Source organism: Nocardia stercoris (assembly GCF_003696265.1).
GTDB lineage: Bacteria > Actinomycetota > Actinomycetes > Mycobacteriales > Mycobacteriaceae > Nocardia > Nocardia stercoris.
In genome coordinates, this window is the sequence record NZ_RFFH01000021.1 from 36820 (window position 1) to 53357 (window position 16538).

General features: G+C 64.9%; 14 protein-coding genes. 4 read left to right on the forward strand and 10 right to left on the reverse strand.

The window, feature by feature from the left end:
- Positions 1-434: 434 nt before the first annotated feature.
- The 9 genes from EBN03_RS29925 to EBN03_RS29965 are packed head-to-tail and all read right to left on the reverse strand — an operon-like array spanning position 435 to position 9083.
- Complete coding sequence (locus EBN03_RS29925) at positions 435-1397, reverse strand: class I SAM-dependent methyltransferase (protein WP_122191520.1); 963 nt, start codon at positions 1395-1397, stop codon at positions 435-437.
- Positions 1394-2359, reverse strand: a complete 966-nt coding sequence (locus EBN03_RS29930) for an aminoglycoside phosphotransferase family protein (RefSeq protein ID WP_122191521.1) — start codon at positions 2357-2359, stop codon at positions 1394-1396. Before EBN03_RS29930 ends, EBN03_RS29925 begins: the two co-directional genes overlap by 4 nt.
- Positions 2356-3192, reverse strand: a complete 837-nt coding sequence (locus tag EBN03_RS29935) for an inositol monophosphatase family protein (RefSeq protein ID WP_122191522.1) — start codon at positions 3190-3192, stop codon at positions 2356-2358. Before EBN03_RS29935 ends, EBN03_RS29930 begins: the two co-directional genes overlap by 4 nt.
- Entirely contained in the window at positions 3192-4289 is a 1098-nt protein-coding gene (locus EBN03_RS29940; protein ID WP_122191523.1) for a glycosyltransferase family protein, read from the reverse strand. Before EBN03_RS29940 ends, EBN03_RS29935 begins: the two co-directional genes overlap by 1 nt.
- Positions 4286-5470, reverse strand: a complete 1185-nt coding sequence (locus EBN03_RS29945; RefSeq protein WP_122191524.1) for a glycosyltransferase family 4 protein — start codon at positions 5468-5470, stop codon at positions 4286-4288. Before EBN03_RS29945 ends, EBN03_RS29940 begins: the two co-directional genes overlap by 4 nt.
- Positions 5458-6168, reverse strand: coding sequence for an HAD family hydrolase (locus EBN03_RS29950; RefSeq protein ID WP_122191525.1), 711 nt, complete (start codon positions 6166-6168; stop codon positions 5458-5460). The genes EBN03_RS29945 and EBN03_RS29950 overlap by 13 nt, the downstream gene beginning before the upstream one ends.
- Positions 6165-7085: an aminotransferase class IV gene (locus EBN03_RS29955; RefSeq protein ID WP_122191526.1), complete on the reverse strand. Its 921-nt coding sequence runs from the start codon at positions 7083-7085 to the stop codon at positions 6165-6167. Before EBN03_RS29955 ends, EBN03_RS29950 begins: the two co-directional genes overlap by 4 nt.
- Complete coding sequence (locus EBN03_RS29960; protein WP_147471759.1) at positions 7078-7845, reverse strand: NUDIX hydrolase; 768 nt, start codon at positions 7843-7845, stop codon at positions 7078-7080. The genes EBN03_RS29955 and EBN03_RS29960 overlap by 8 nt, the downstream gene beginning before the upstream one ends.
- Positions 7842-9083, reverse strand: a complete 1242-nt coding sequence (locus EBN03_RS29965) for an SIR2 family protein (RefSeq protein ID WP_199743028.1) — start codon at positions 9081-9083, stop codon at positions 7842-7844. Before EBN03_RS29965 ends, EBN03_RS29960 begins: the two co-directional genes overlap by 4 nt.
- Positions 9084-9487: 404 nt before the next feature.
- On the opposite strand from EBN03_RS29965, the gene EBN03_RS29975 reads away from it, so the two are divergent.
- The 4 genes from EBN03_RS29975 to EBN03_RS35920 all read left to right on the forward strand — a co-directional run bounded on the left by EBN03_RS29975 (position 9488) and on the right by EBN03_RS35920 (position 13221).
- A complete protein-coding gene (locus EBN03_RS29975; RefSeq protein ID WP_147471760.1) occupies positions 9488-10822 on the forward strand; it encodes a helix-turn-helix domain-containing protein in 1335 nt (444 codons plus the stop codon).
- Positions 10823-10844: 22 nt separating this feature from the next.
- Positions 10845-11555 carry a creatininase family protein gene (locus EBN03_RS29980; RefSeq protein WP_122191530.1) on the forward strand — a complete coding sequence of 237 codons (711 nt, stop codon included), beginning with the start codon at positions 10845-10847 and terminating at the stop codon, positions 11553-11555.
- Between the two features lie 489 nt (positions 11556-12044).
- Positions 12045-12533: a hypothetical protein gene (locus EBN03_RS29985; RefSeq protein WP_199743029.1), complete on the forward strand. Its 489-nt coding sequence runs from the start codon at positions 12045-12047 to the stop codon at positions 12531-12533.
- 79 nt (positions 12534-12612) lie between these two features.
- On the forward strand, positions 12613-13221 hold the full coding sequence (locus EBN03_RS35920) for a GNAT family N-acetyltransferase (RefSeq protein WP_122191531.1): 609 nt from the start codon (positions 12613-12615) through the stop codon (positions 13219-13221).
- A gap of 233 nt (positions 13222-13454) precedes the next feature.
- Here the strand turns inward: EBN03_RS35920 and EBN03_RS29995 are convergent, their stop codons facing one another.
- Entirely contained in the window at positions 13455-16538 is a 3084-nt protein-coding gene (locus tag EBN03_RS29995) for a type I restriction endonuclease subunit R (RefSeq protein ID WP_122191532.1), read from the reverse strand.

Below are 16538 nucleotides of genomic sequence, written 5' to 3' on the forward strand. Positions count from 1 at the left end.
TACGGCAGCCACCACTTGGTCGACCGGCACCACGCGAGGCGATCTGTTCCGGACCCGCATTCGCGATGAGATCGCACCTCGCGGGTTGCGGCCCACCGGATCGATCGACCCGTCACGTTGCGCTCGGATCCCGTTGTGGCGTGGTAGCTGTCGTCGAATCCGTGCACGGCCTGGTGGGCGGTCATGCACACGCCAGCTGGTGGCCTGAGCGATCAGGAGCAGTCGTCTGCGCTGGCAGCCTCCGCCCGGGCGGAATCGGTGATGCACCCGCTGCCGCGCGCCGGACCACATAGGGCCGGTGTGGCGTGCCGCTGGTCATCGGTGTTCGGGCCCTCTCGTCGCAAGCATCGAATTGGAATGGCTGTCGCAGTTCCACGGCTATGACCTGCGAAATCGCGACGAGGTCATCCAGGACAGCCGTGTCCCGACGTGACTCATTCACGGAGCACGGGGTCGAAGTACAACCGGTCTCTGGCCGCCCACCAGCGGAGTGCCAGCAGAAATGCCGAAAGCTGCCCGCCGTCCAGACTGGGTTCGTTGCGGTTCACTGCCACAGTCTCCCTCGACAAGCGCTGCGGCAGAGGAACGTCCGGCGTACCCGAGTCGTCGTGCGGGACGGCCGCTCGATGCGATGACGGGACGTGTGGACGGGGCGATACCCGACCGGGACTTATGGGGTAGGCGAGGAAGATAGTCCGGTGGGCATCCGATACAGGCTCGCCAGTGAACGATCCGTACTGGTCCACCGCGGCGAAACCAGCCTGTCGCAGGAGGTCCTCGATCTCGGTGCGCCGGTACAGCCGCAAGTACGAGGTCCGCGTCCAGCCGTCTCGCGAGTAGGTGTTCCGCGAGATTCCGGTACCCCAATCGATAATCGAGGTCTCCCGAACGCCGTTGATGTCAACGACCTTCGAGGTGGACAACTCATCTCCGACACGGTTGGTGTATTCGGCGTTCTCCCTGGTAGTCAACTCCATCACAAGACATCCGGTTCGAGCGAGACTGTGGTGCCACGCGCGCAACGCCGTCAGGTCATCCTCCATCGTGGGCAGGTAGCCGAAGCTGGTCCACAAGTTCAGGATCACATCGAACGGCCCGGGCGGAGTGTTGCGCATATCTGAGCGTTGAAAGGTGACCTCGGGCCACATAGTGCGGGCACGATGGATCTGCGAGGCCGAGCCGTCGACTCCGAAAACCTTGTGCCCCAGCGACTGCAACCGACCCGCGTGCCGGCCCCACCCGCATGGCACATCCAGAATCCGGCTACCCGGCGCGAGCCCTACCAGCCGAACCAAGTCGTCGATGTCCCGCTCGGTGGTGTCGTACTTACCCAGACGCCGAAAGGTCTCCTCGTACCCCTCGTCGAAGAGTGCTGCGGCCCAGTCGTTTCCGATCATCGCCTGCCTCCGACCGCTTGCCAATGCGTGTCCGCGGCGAGTATCTCGACAGCCCACTGAAAGTGGCCGGTCCGCTCGATCGGACGGTCGGGTTCGGGGTACAGGTCGCAGGTCAGCAACGCATTCACCAGCACATAGGCGTGCAGGTCACGGCGTCGATCGCCGTCCAGGTCGCCGGCTGCCGTTGCGAGCAACCTGGTGCGCACTTCCGCGTGGTCCGGCTCGTACATTCTGTAGAACGAGCAGGCGCACGCGAGGTCGTACAACGGGTCCCCGATCATCGTGAACGTTCCGAAATCGATTATGCCGGAGACGGTCTCGCGGTCGGTCATCAAGATGTTGCCTGGATACAGGTCACCGTGGATCACGGTTTCGAAGCCGGTGTACGGGAGAGCGAAGTGCCGCAACAGGCCGCCCGCTCGCGCTTCGAATCCAGAGACGCTCTCCTGCAGGACCGGGAGAAGTGGAGGAAGTTTCGATTCGAGTGTGCGAGTGAGGAATCCGTGCCAATCGGTGCCAGCCGGCGGCTCGGCGGGTGAGGGCAGCAGGAGCCGCCGATCCAGTGGCGGCGTGATTGTCGTCCGGCCGAGGTCACGGACCGTTTCCAGATACAGCTGTTCGATCTCGGGCCCTGTGGTGAGGCAGTAGTGCTCCATCGGCTGACCCGGTATCCGGCGTTCGACGACTGCGAGCAGCTCGCCGTGCTCGGTGATCGAATCAATGTGGGGCAGAACCCATGTCGCGTCCGGGTGGCCGAGCCGGTCGTAGAAGTCCTGAAGGATCTCGAGTGCCGCGCGCTGCCCGGGGTCGGCGTAGATCTTCAGGACGTGTTTGTCGTCGAGGATGTAGGTCTTGCTCTCGGTCCCGCTGCCCAGCAGGTCGGTGTCGCGCAGGCTGTAGGTGGACAGGACCTCGCGCTCGGCCTCCGCGGGGATGTCTCGAGAATCGCGCCGGTTGATCATCGTTGTTCGGGATCCTTTCGGTCGGTTGGGTCGGACAGTGCGTCGAGAAGCGCGCGGTGCGTGGATGCGTCCGTGGCGGCGACAAGGTACCGGGCTTGCACCTGCGGCGTGGTGAGGCTGACAGTTCGTCCCTGCTCGTCGGTGACGCAACCTCCTGCGGCCGTGATGAGGTGGATCGGTGCGGCGATATCCCATGCCCGGTGACCGCACATCTCGACAACAGCGCCGCGGGCGTATCGGCGGGCGACCTCGACCAATACCCGGGTCGACTCGTAACAGTCCACCAGATATTCGGTGCCAGAGCCGAGGGCTCCCCGCAGCCCGGGCGGATCGCAGTACACGGCGTGCACCGTCGGCCGGCCGCCAGCCTCTGGTCCGATATGGGTCACGGTCGTGCCGTCGGCTACTGCGAGGATTCCATTCGCGGGAAACCCCGCGACCGAGTACACAGGCTTTCCACTCGACCATCCGCTGACCAGTACCGCGAAATCGCGACTGCCGGAGAGGTATTGGCGGGTTCCGTCGAGTGGATCGACAAACCAGACGGTGGACGCGCTCAGGGTATGCGTGCGGACATCCTCTTCGGTCACAACTACCTCGTCGTGGCCGACGGATCTGAGCCCGTCGAGGAGAATCGCCTGGCTGGCAAGGTCCGCCATGCTGACCGCGGTGTTGTCGGCCTTCATCGTGGTGACCGGCCGCGGCGCCCCGGGGCGGCCCGGCCACATGCCGAGAAGTGCGCGGCTGGCTTGCGTGACGGCGTCGATGATGGCGGCCTTGGCCTCGGGCCTCACGGCGAAGGCTTGATGGTGCGTGGTCCGCGGCGCCTGCATCAGGCTCTCCCCGCGCTGCTGACGATGGCCGCCACCTGCTCCGCCCAAGCAGACCACGAGTAGGCCGTGTCGAACCCGCCGATGCCCAGGCTCGGCCGATAGTAATGATCCGCGAGTGCTCGGACAAGGCAGTCGATTTCGGCACTGCCACCGGGAATGTGAGTGACGTGGTCGGAGTCGGTACAAAAGGCCGGGACGTCGCTCAGGATTGCTGGGCGGTTGTGGGCTAGAAGCGCACTGACCGGGCCGGATGACTCGCCGAGCCACGGCCCGCGAAGTTGAACCGCGCAGTCCACGGCCAACAGGAGCTGGTCGAAGTCCGTATCGTCAGGGTGGTCGATGTGTCGAATGGACCGGTCGGGAGGGATCTCGAGCCCATATTGCAGTGCGCCCACGAGAAGCAGTACGGCATTGGTGGGTCGGCCTGGCCACGCGCACCAGGCGGTCAGCAGCGATTCGATTCGCTTGTACTCGCCGATGTACCCGAACGAGCCGAAAACTACTGCATCACTCGGGATCTCGAACCGTTGACGAACCAGCGCGGGATCCTCGCCGGCGATGGGTGTGACCGGGAAGGGGATCACTCGAATGTCATGGCCGGTGAATCGCTGCTGGAGTAGCGCGGCGACAGCTGGATGGTGGACCAGTACGCACGTCGCTGATTGGACTGCCTGGGCTTCGATTCCGGCGTTGAGGCTGTACCGGTCCGTGTCCGGGCGGGCACGCCAGAATCGGTCGAGTGCGCCGCTGTCCTCGAAGGTGGTGCCGAGGCTTGCGCCGAGAGCCCGCAGGACGTACTCGTGTTCGTCGGCGTCGAGCCGGTCCCATGCCTGGTAGTAGTAGTTCAGGACGTTGAACTCGTGCAGGACCACCGGGCCGGGACGCCTGCGCAGCGCGCGAAAGGCGCTGTGGTGCATGTCGTTGTTGCCGAGGTGGTACAGCACTCGATCAAACGTGTACGGGTCCGCCTCCGATCCCGCCGGCACCGGGGTGAAGTGCCGCAGGAGGTGAGGGACGGATTCTGCGATGTACTTGGCGACGCCGCTCGGCTCCCATGGCTGCGGTCCGTAGATCCCGAGGGTGCGTTGGGATGTCATCGGTGAGCTCCGTTCTCGAACACACGCTCGGCGATCGCCTCGGCATAGACGCCCAGGGTTCCGGTTGCCGCACGGTCGATTCCGAATACCGTGCGGGCCCGGACGCGGCCGGCGCAGCCGAGGAGGGACCGCGCGGTAGGCGCAACCGCGAGGGTGTCGAGTGCCGCGGCGTAGGCGTCGGCGTCGTCGGTATCGACCAGTAGCCCGGTCTCGGGCGTCACGACCTCGCGCAGTCCGCGTACGTCGGCGACAACCGTCGGCAGTCCTGCGTGCATGGCCTCGATGCACGCCAACCCGAGTCCCTCTGCCTCACTCGGTTGGGTGGCGATGTCGGTGGCGGACCAGACAGCATCTCGTGTCGAATCGGGGCAATCAGCCAGAACCGTCACACGATTGCGGAGTTCCCCGGTCGTCGCGGTCCTCCTGATGTAGTCGAGGTAGTCGGTGTCGGCGCTGTTGCACGATCCGGCAAGAAGTAGCCGAACCTGTTCTCGCTGAGCCATCTTCAGGTAGGCCGCAAGAAGTCGGTGATGACCTTTGCGCGGCTTGAACCGTCCGACAAGTGAGACCAAAATGCCGTCGTCGGCCACTCCGGCGACTTGGCGCAGATCCGCGCGATTCGGCTGGGTGTGGTGCGGATCCGGCACCGCGACACCGTGATACACGATCCGGATCCGCTGCCGCGGGTAGCCGAAGCTCCCGGCCTGGTCTGCGAACGCTTCGCTGCCCGCGAGTACCCGGTCTGGCCGGCAGGCTGCGAGTATGAACTGCGATCTGTCGCGGCCTAGAGGATCCCGCTCGGGTTGAGTTTCGTGGAACGAGGCCACGATCGGAGCCCGTCGGCCCAGGCCGGCCATGGTGGCGACCAGCAGGGCGACCTGCGTGTGCGTGTGGATTACATCGAATCGATGGCCGGCCAGCAGTTCGGCGATGTCGGTGTGAAGTCCGAACAATGCCGCCTCCCACGGGACCGTATTGGCCGGATCGTCACGCAGGAATGCGCTCGCACGCAGCACCCGGACTCGGTTCTCCGTCGTGACAGGTGGCTGCGTATCAGCGTCTCGGTTGGTCAGTACCGATACGTCATGGTCACGCGCGAGCGCTTCGGCGATGGTCGTGAGATAGGTTTCGAGACCGCCGGTGCGGGGCCGGTATGTCGGGGCGATCATCAGGATACGCATGGAGTTTCGCCTTCGAGTGCGTCAGCGATCAGGGATCCCAGCTCACCGAGCGTGTGAATCACCGTGACCGGCAATGGAGTTCGATAGACGCGGTGGCGGTCGTAGAGCACCAACCGTCCGACCCCGGCGACCGCTGCGCCGAACATGTCGTTGATCAGGCCGTCGCCGACGAACCACATCTGCGTCGGATCACCACCGACCTGGGTCAGCGCGGTCGTGAAGATGTCGCGGTCCGGCTTCTCGGTCCCGACGATCGTCGAGTCGATGGTGATGTCGAAGTACTCGGCGAGACCGAAGGCGGTGAGCTCTTCGTCCAGTGTTCCGTTCGAATTCGACACTGCCGCGACACGGATGTCGCAAGCCCGCAGGTATCGCAGTACCTGGATCGCGTGCTGATCGAGTTCGGTGAACAGATCCGGACGTGCGGCCGCGGCGATCCATGCGGCGCGGCCCGCATCTCGCCTTACCCCCAACAGAGTCGCCCAGGTCGCACCGGCCTTGTCGGATCTGGTCGCCCCGCGGGGAAAGTCGATGTGGTGGCTCTCGGCCGCAGCAGCCCACGCGGACGCCGCTCGTTCCGGCGAGACGGAGTTGACGCCGACGGCGGCCAGTTCCTCTACCATGACCCGTCCAATCGGATGGATCAGAGTCATGCCCACGTCGAACAACACCGCACGGGGAATTCCGTTGTGACTCATGGCATCATCACCTCGAATTCGTCATGCAGCGGCTCAGCGATGCCTCGGCACATAGCGAGATAGAGGCCGCGGAACTTCTCCCCGACCGAGCAGTCCGGAATCCGCCGTCCGTCGATACAGTTGACCACCTTGATCTCGTCGAGCGTCCCCGCCAGGAACACCTCGTCCGCGCCGGCCAGATCGTCTGCCGTCAGGGACCGCTCGACGACCGGGCCGCCCAGCTCCCTCTCGGCGATCCTCATGACCGCCGCACGGGTGATGCCGGCCAGCAAGCCATCCGATAGCGGAGGTGTTGTCAACTGCCCTTCGATTACCGCGAATACCGCTGCTCCTGGCGTCTCGGCCACCACTCCGCGGGTGCTCAGCAGAATTGCCTCGTCGGCATCGGCCTGGATCGCCTCGATTCGGGCGTTCCGGAACGCGGTGTAGGCCGCGCCTGTCTTGGCGCGCGTCGGCATCGCCTCATCCGGTATCCGCCGCCAGCTGCTGACGATGCAGCGGATCGACTCCGCAGTGGTCGGATCGGCCGAATGGCAGGCCACGAATTCACCGGCTTCCGTCTCGTCAGCGGAGCCGGAGTATCGCCCGGCGTTCACGTAGACAGTCGGGCGCAAGTAGAGGTCGGCCCCACGGACTGCCGATCCCGCCAGGAGCGCGACGATGCCGCCAGCCATGCGTTCTACCAGCCCGGAGTCGACGGGGATGTTCATCAACCGCGCCGATTCCGTCAGCCGCTGCAGGTGGGCGGCGAGTTCGATTACAGCCCAACGCTGCTCGTCGGGTCGCCAGTAGGCGCGAATCCCCTCGAACACGTTGAGGCCGCGCAGCGCGGTCTCCGATGCGACATGCACCCGCGCCCTGCCCCAGTCGGTGATCGCACCGTTCCACCAGATCGACTGTGGCTCTGTCTCATACATGGCGAACTCCCCTCGGCGTGAACTCTGTCCCAGGTACGAGCGGCGTCCCGAACAGCATCTGGAGCAAGGCAGGCAAGTAATCCACCTGCGGTCCGATCAGCGGTATCCCGGGGATTCCGCTGTGGACGGTGATCAACGAAGTGAACTCCGGCGGGCCGTCATGTTGTGCGATGTGCTCGTCGAAGGCTCGGCGCAGGAGCTCTGCGCTGCCGAGGTCGGCGAGATAGAAAACACCGATATCGCCGGCACCGCCGACCTTGATCGCCCACAATCTGAGGGCCTCAGGGTCGAGCTCGACGCCGACCTCCTCGCGGAATTCGCAGGCCGCGTGGCGGCGCACTGCGTCTTCGGTCAGGTCGTCATCCGTTATCGGCGGTACGACATTCCCGCCTGGCAGTTGAATGCGCCCCGGGCTGCTGGTCTCGGTGGCCATCCGCCCCAGCACCAGGCTGCCGTCGTCGGTACGGGCTACGACGGACACGTACACCGCCCGCGCATACGGCCTGTCGGGCGAGTTGCCCGGGGCGTGGCGCCATAGGTAGTGGGCGTAGTTGCTTCGCGACCATGACACGACACACGAGTCGGACTCCCAGCTCACGCCATGCGACCGCACCAGGGGGCCGTTGAACAGCGTGGGATTTCGCATGCTGGTCAGCCGCCAATACTCCGACACCTGTTGTAGATCAGCGACCCGGACATGCGGAGGATTCGTACGCCGAAGCTCGAGCTTCGCGGCCGGATACAAACGGACTGTGCTCACGCGATCTTCTCCTCGGCTGCGCCGCATTGGAGCAGAGCAGCCAGCTCGGTCAGCGCTGCGCCGGCGGGTCGCCTGCACAGCACCTCGCTGTCACGGACGCCCTCGATCGGGTAGGAGACGAATTGACCTTTTTCCCAATACCCTTCGGGGTCGAGGTAGAACACCTTCAGGCCGCGCTTGCGCGCACGTTCCTGAACCTTGCGCCGGTCGGCGTGGCTGCCGACGACCAGGAGAGACCGCGCCGAGGGCTCCCATGGCACGGGCGGGACCGCCTCGTCGTAGCGGCGGACGTAGCACTGCTGTAGACCGGCCCGTACCGCGAGGCCGTCGAAGTTGTTGGTGATCACCGGACCGACGAGGTGGCCTGCCTCGGCCAGCGCCCGGAGGGCGCGATAGCCGGCTGTCGGCTCGGCCAGAAGGCATCGGTAGAACATGTCGGTCAACGTCGGCATCGCCGAGTCAGGATCGGCGAGAAGCCAAGCGGCGAAGGAATCCTCGTCGGGGCGCAGAACGAAGGCGCCCGACTCACGATCGGTCACCTGGTAGATCTCGTGGAGCCGGTGCAGCGCCGGCACTCCCGCCTCCATCGACATACCGCAACCGACCTCGACCTGGAACGGCAGATACTCGGTGAGACTGGCAAGGTCAGGCACCAGCCGCGGAGCTCCGCGCTGGTCCTTTGCGCGCATACCACCATCGAGAACCTGCCACGGCAGCGCATCGAGCGCGTCGTCCGGGACGAACCGATCGGACCTGATCATCAAGTCCGCGCACCGATAGCTGTCCGGAAGCGTTCGCCCGGAGTCGATATCGCGAGGGTGCGCGCCGTACGTCCGGTACCGGCACACCAGATTCCCTCTCGACCACGACTGTCCGCCGGCCGGAGTCCAACTGCCCGACTCGAGTGCCGCCATCACCGCAGTGGTGCGTCGCACCAGCTCTTCCGCGGGCGCCGCCACCGACATCAGCAAGTAGAAATCGGCCAGGCGCAGAACACCGTTGTAGACATCGAATCGATACCGGTAGTGAAGGATTCGGCGCCGAGCATCGTCCGGTCCCGTCCACCCCGACTCCGTCGCGTTGTCCGGGTGCTGGGTGCGGCGCCACAGCCCCTCCTCGACATCCCACCGCCGATCCTGCCCCGATGCATAGTTGACGTTCCAACGTCGCACCAGCTCCGGATCGAGCTGCGCAACCACAAACGGCATCCGCATACCAATCTCCTTGTCCATCAGCATGATTCGAGCGGGTTACAGATCAGGGGCGTCGGTCTTGAACGCCGGCGACATAGTCGACGAATTGCCGAGCAGACTGCCTCGCCATGCAGCGGGCAGAGCAGCACTGGTGATGCATCCTCAGCAACGTCTGCGCCGCTTCGAAGCTCTCGATCTGAGCGGGCACGTCGCACCTCAACCCAGCCGAAAAGCCTTGACTGCCAAACGTCGATGCCATCGTGGTCTCCTAGCCGATCGGGCGCGGCCCCTCGTCCGGACCCAAATCCAGAGTCGGTCCGGACGGCGGCTCGACGTCCGGTGAGACATTCATGCTCTATATGCGCGGCATACATATTCGTCGCCACCCGCTTCGAGACTGGCTACGCTGAACACAGCCGAATCGTTCCGAACCCTCCCCTGGAGCCTGGATGCAACAACGGCATTGCGTCCGATGCCTGGCGCAGCTCAGCCGCCACAACACCAACCGGATCTGCGCACCGTGCCAACGTGGTGGGCAACAAGCACCGAGCCTGGGCATCGACCAATGGCGCACCGCCGAGTTGGCGGCCGCGCTGGCGGCCGAGGACATGGGGGCGGTCATCGCGGCGTTCCGGCACCATCCGACACATGGCCATCGACCCCTGCCGCAGGGAATCGTCGCTGGCTGGCTCGGAATCACCCAAGGCCAATTGAGCCGAATCGAGAACGGCCGCAGTCGAGTTCGTAACCTCGACACTTTGGTGCGCTACGCGCAAGTGCTGAGGATCCCGCCCGAGCTGTTGTGGTTCGTCGTCCCTGCCGCTGTCGACGACGCGCCCCAATCCGACCAACCCGCACGGCTGCCCAGTGGCGACCTTCTTACTGCCGCAGCGACCTTCCCGACCACCGCAATCGCGGACCATCTCCTGACGATGCTCGGTGACCACGCAGTCACCGACATGTTGACCGGACCGCGATCACTGATCCCGATGATCGCGCAACAGGCGCAGTTCATCGAGCAGCTCGAGGCCGGGAGCCGGGGAAGAGCCCGCGACCGGCTGCTGTATGCCCGCGCTCGATACTCGGAGTTCCTCGGCTGGCTGTACCAGGACAGCGGCGATCTCGCCTCCGCGATGCGGTGGTCGAACACCGCCTACGACCTGGCACAGGAAGTCGACGCGGTCCAGCTGCAGTCCTACGTCCAGATGCGAAAGAGCAACATCGCCACCGACGGCGCAAACCCGAGGCTCGCAACGGCACTCGCAGCCGACGCCTTGCGCACCTCGCGTTCGCTGACTCCACGGCAGCGCGCGGTCACACTTCGGCAAATGGCCCACAGCCTCGCACTCACCGGCCAGGCCGACGACTGCCGTCGCGCCCTCGATCAGGCGCGGGATTACTCCACCATCGAGGAGTCGGACGAAGCTCGACTCGCCGGCTACTGCACGACCGGGTATATCGAGATGGAGGCGGCGGCGTGCTGGGTCCAGCTCGGCCAGCCCGACCGAGCCCTAACTGCTCTGATCGACGGCTTGATCGATTGGGAACCGCAGAACCGGCGCGACCTCGGTCTCGGGTTGGCCAGGCTCACCACCGCCTACGCGGCGACCGGCCAGCCGGACGAAGCCCTCACCACCTCCGAACTCGCGCTCGATATCCTCGGATCAACACGTTCACATCGAATCGCCCGCCAACTCGCTCGAACCAGCGAAACACTGGCCGCCACCGGCGCCTCGAACCACGGGCTCCAGCTGCAACACCGAACTCGCGCCGCGCTGCGGTGACGGACAACAAGGAGATCTCCAGATGCCAGAGCTGCTGACCACCGCCACCTCGACCGACGAAGCCGCCCGCGGCGCGTCCGTCGCGGTTCTACCGGTCGGCAGCTTCGAGCAGCACGGCGATCACCTCCCCCTCATCACCGACACCGTGATCGCCAACCTGATCGCAGCCGAGATCGCGGAAACCTATCCCGTATTCCTACTGCCACCAATAACATTCAGCTGCTCACACGAGCACGAAGGATTCCCCGGAACCGTCAGCATCAGCGCGACGACGCTCACCGCGATCATCGCCGACATCCGAGAATCGCTGGCCCGGTCCGGCATCAACAAGCTCGTCATCGTCAACGGCCACGGCGGTAACTTCGTCCTGTCGAACATCGCCATGCAGTCCAACGTCGACGGCCGCCACGTGGCCTTGTTCCCCGGCCGACAGGACTGGGACGCCGCCCGTGAATCCGCAGGTATGGCCACCAACGCCCACGACGATATGCACGGCGGGGAACTGGAAACGGCATTGCTCCTGCACGCCTACCCGGACTTGGTGCGCGACAGCTACCGAACCGCCGACCACCAGGCCACGCACCGCCCACACCTACTCCTCGCCGGCATGGCCGCATATACCGAATCCGGCATCATCGGAAGTCCCTCGCAGGCAACCGCTTCCAAAGGAAAGGCAGCCCTGGACAGCTTGGTGAAGTCGTTCGACGGCTACATGAAGATGATCAGTCCCTAACCCTTGCTCTCCTGCACCGGCGCGCGCGAATGTCTACCTGTCCTGGCGTGGTGATGTCACTTGGAAAATGCGGTGACGCCAAGGCCGCGGAGACACGAGGAGCCCGTGAGCTCCTTCGGCAGTTTCGTCCGGTCGATCGCCGCTCGATGTCCGTACAGCCTCCGCCGTGGCTTGCGCGGTCGTAGCGGGGCAGCCACGATATTCGGTGGTCGAACGCAATTCGCGCGTGGATCATCGGTCTGATGGAAGATCAACCAGTAGAGGGCGACGCATTCGGGGACATGCTGATCGACGAGCTCGGGGGGCCAGGGGTAGCGGAGATCGTCGAGCGCGACGACGGCCACATCTTTGCATCACGTGCCGCTCGCTACTTCGCCGTCGGCGAAGAGTGGCCAGAGCTGGATCGTGCGGCGGTCTCGGCGTGCACGGGACGGGTTCTCGACGTCGGTGCCGGCGCGGGTCGGGCGAGCCTGGCCTTACAGCAGGCAGGTGTTCCAGTGCTGGCGCTGGAACACCTCGGCGGGCGCGATCGCGGTGTGCAGCAGCAGGGGCGTATCCGACACCTTCCACGGCGAGGTCGATGAACTGGCGAATCTGGACCAGCCGGTGTGGGACTCGGTGTTGTTGCTGGGCAACAACCTCGGCCTGCTTGCCTCACCGACGCAGGCGCCGCAGTTTCTGGATGCGCTCGCGGCGGTGACCAGCTGCGGGGCGCGGATCTACGGTCGCGGCACCGACCCGTACCGGACCAGCGACCCGCTGCACCTGGCATATCACGACCGCAACCGGACCGCCGGCCGGCCAGGAGGGCAACTGCGGTTGCGGGTGCGGCACCGCCGCACCGCCACCGGGTGGTTCGATTACTGGCTGACCTCGGCCGACGAACTCGTCGAAGTGCTGGCCGCGACGCCATGGCGGCTCGAAGACCTGCACCACAGCGAGAAGCAGGATTACCTCGCCGTACTGGTGAAGCGGTAGACGGAAGGCCGAGCGGCGGACCGCGTCATAGCGCAGGAATTCGGTTGCCGACTGCCGGGTTGGCGCGTTTCCTGGGGTGATGACACGGCGTTTCCCAGACTGTGTACCGCTTCTCCGGGATGGGCGGGTACTGCTGCGCGCGCACCGCGCCGACGACCTACCGGCGATCGTCGAGCAGTGCAACGACGTGGACATGCTCCGGTACACCACAGTGCCCCGGCCCTACGGCCCAGATCAAGCCGCCGAATTCCTGGCACGCGTCAAGTCGGCATGGGAGGACCGCTCTTCCGAGGCGCTCCGTTGCTGGGCGGTGTCGACGGTGGAGAAACCCAACGTGCTGGCCGGAACGATCGACTACCGGCCCGACGGTGCCGGAATGGCGGTCGTCGGCTTCGGCTTACACCCAGCGTGGCGAGGTCGGCGTTTGATGTCGGCCGCGCTCGGGCTGGTCGCCGACCACGCATTCAGTACCGGAGTGGAGGTATTACAGTGGCGAGCGGTGGCCGGGAATTGGGCCTCGGCGAAGACCGCGTGGCGCAGCGGGTTCCGGCTGGAAGGTCAGATTCGCGGCCTGTGTTCGATACCGGGCAGTCCTCCAGTGGACGGGTGGATCGCGACGCTGTGTCGCGGAGACGGCCGGCAACCGTGTCAGCCGTGGCCGTGGTCGATCGGATCAGCGGTCGGCTGAGTTGCGGGGTCAGGCACACACTTCAACCGTCGCAACTGCCGCACGGTTGCCGTCTTCCCCGGCTGCGCGGCGCCCATCGTCTGGCATTCATATCCGCAAATTTGCCTTCCCGGCGGGCAACTCGTGCCACGAGTACCGTCGTGAAGCCGGTAGATGGCATTCTCGCCACGGCGGACCCCCTCCGCACTTGACGATTCGAGACCAGTGTGTCCGCGATTTCGGCCGGCGGCCGATCAGTCGACCAGGTAGTGCGCTTCGATGTAGGCGACCGTGGAGTCGTATGGTTCCCCTACTGGTTTCAACATGTATCGGCGGAAGACGGCGGCGGCGGCGCGGCGGGCACCTCGGTTTCGGGCGTCGCTGTTGTCCCATGACCGGGCGAGGGTGTTGGTAACTACCCGGTCGATCTCCTCGGCAAGGTTTCTTTCGGTGACAGTGAGGCCGGTGGGTGCGTGGTCGTGGATGATCCGTGTCAGGACGCCCACGTGGTCCTCATCCAGCACGACGGCTTCGTCGGGGTGCCTCTGGGCGTTGACGATGGCGCGGGCGATCCGGAGTGCTTCGGACAGGAACTCCAGGGCGTCGTGGGAGTTTTGGATGATTCGGTCCCGCAGCAGCCTGATCCGCTCGGCGAGGGCGGTGTATTTCGCGGATCCCGGTTCGACGCCCTCATCAAGTGCGGCCTTGATGTGGTTCAGGATCTCCGCTGCGGACGGCGGCGTCTTATCGCCGCTGTCGCCCCTGCCGGGGTTGCGGCGGACCAGGGCCAGCAGTTCCTTGAGGATGGCGATGCCCTGGGCGTCCAGGACGAGAGGCTCTTCCTGGGCGGCGACCACGGAGAATGAGTGGACGTGGGCATTGATGATCTCCAGGACCATCGGCCCCAGCTCGCTCAGCCGTTCCTTGCGTTCCTCGTCTGAGGACTTCTTGAGCAGGGTCGTGTAGACGGACCCGAATAGCCCGAAGCCGTCCTGGTACTTGGCGATCCGCTTGTCGGTGTTGATGTATGGGTAAAGTCGAGCCAGGAGCTGGTAGTTCTTCGTGAACACTTCAGCCGCACCAGGATTGGCGTCCAGGAAGCCATTGACAGCTCGCACGGACTCATAGCCATGCACGGTGAGGTCGAGGCCATCCACGTCCGCGAGCAGGTCTTCGATGCATGCGAAGGTGGTTCGGAATTCGGCGACCAGCTCGGACACGTCGGTGATGAATCCCCCGCCCTCATCGGCCGCGGCCGGGGTAGGATCAGCAACCGCTCGCTGAACCTCTGCGGCCAGGCCGATGTAGTCCACGACCACGCCGGCAGTTTTCACAAACCCGTTCGGAGACACCCAGGTTCGGTTCGGGCGAGTGATCGTCTGGAACAAACTGTGGGCCTTCAGTGGCTTGTCCAGGTAAAGCACGCCCTCGTTGGGGGCGTCGAACCCGGTCATCAGCTTCGCGGTCACCACCAGGAAACACAGCGGGTCGTCCGGAGCGAGGAACCGCCGCTTCTGCTCCTCCTCGTCGGTCTCCGAAAGCCGGAATGGACGCATGGCAGGGTCTTCGTCCTTGGAGTCCGAGACGGAGATGTTCACCTCGGCAGTGATCCGATCGTGCTTGCCGACCGCGGCGAGTACCTGCGACGTTTCGAAGCCGGCGAGCAGCTCGTTGATCTTGTCTGTGTATGCCACGGCCAGCTCACGGTTGTAGGCGACCACCTGAGCCTTGAGGCCATTGCGGTAGGCGCCGGCCAGATAGTGGTCCACGATGTCCTGGCAGACCGCCTGGATACGGTCGGGGTTTGCAAACACCGAGGTGAGTCGTCCAAATTTGCGGGACAGAGCCTCCCGATCGGGGTCATCGAGGTCGAATTCGTCGGCAAACTGGTCGAATTGGTCCTGTAATTCCTGGTCATTCATCTCGAAGGACACCGGATGTGGGTCCAGCATGACAGGCACGGTGGCCTCGTCCAGCAGAGACCGGGACACCGAGTACCGGTGCAGTACCCTGCCCGGGTCGGTCTCCTCGCCGAAGAGGGCGAAGGTGTCGGTGGCGAGGTTCCGGACAGGGGTGCCGGTCATTCCGAAGAACTTCGCCCGCGGCAATGCTGCGCGCATCTGCCCGGCCAGTGACTTCGACCGCCTGGACTGGGTGCGGTGTGCCTCGTCGACCATCACGATGATATTGCTGCGAGTCGACAGGTTCTCGCCTGCGTCGGCGAACTTGTGCACGGTCGTGGAGATGACACCACGCACATCGTCACCCAGCAGAGAACGCAACTCCTGGCTGGTCGCAGGCTGGTGGAAATAGGCGTCACCCATCGCCGAGGTGAATACCCCGGAGGTCTGGCGGACGAGCTGGGTCCGGTCCGACAGCAGGATGATCGTGGGCGACTCGGTGCGGGTGTCGGCCAGTAGCAATGAGGCCGCGAACACCATGAGCAGCGTCTTCCCGCTGCCTTGGTGATGCCAGATCAGCCCCTTCGAGCCGCCCTCCAGGACCCGCTTGTGAATCAGGTGCGCGGCCTCCATCTGCGGGTAGCGGGGCAGGTACTTGATATCCACCCCGCCCCCGGAGGTGTCGAACAAGGCGAAATTCGCCAACATGTCCAGAACGACGGCCGGGTTCATCAGCAACTCGACCGAGCGCCGCACATCGGCCTGCCCGGACAGGTTCTCGTCGTCGGCGGTGGACCGGAACGGCTGCCACAAGTTCGTCGGTGCACCGGCGGCGCCGAACCGCAGTTTCAGCCCGTCGGAGGCGACGGCGAAGACATTGGGGGTGAAGAACCACGGGTACTCGGGGGCGTAGACGTTGTTGATCTCCCGGGCTGCATCCGCCCATCCGGACTTCGCAGTCGGGGACTTCACCTCGACTACGACCAGAGGCAGCCCATTGACCCAGCACACGAGGTCGAACCGGCGAGAAGTCTTACCCGGCACGGTGATTGTCACCTCGTCCGACACGACCAGGGTGTTGCGCTCCGGGTCAGCCGGCTGCTCGAAGTCGATTACCTTCAGCGCGTGCCACACGCCGTCAGCGTCGCGGAATTCCTTGAGCCCACGCAGGATGTGCAGCACCTGCTCGTTGGCCCGCACCAGCCCACCCTCGACAGCGTTGACCGTGGCGACGATCTCCTCGACCACGGCATCCACGTCGAACCCGTCGATCACGCCAGGGTTGAGCCGGACGATGGCGTCTCGTAGCTGCGAGGTGATCACAGTCTGCGTTGTGTTGCGCGGCAACGCCCTACCGGCCGTGAAGTTCCAGCCCATCGGGAGTGACCATTGGATCATCAGATTCTGGAACTCACGCTCTCGAATGCCCTTAGCCAC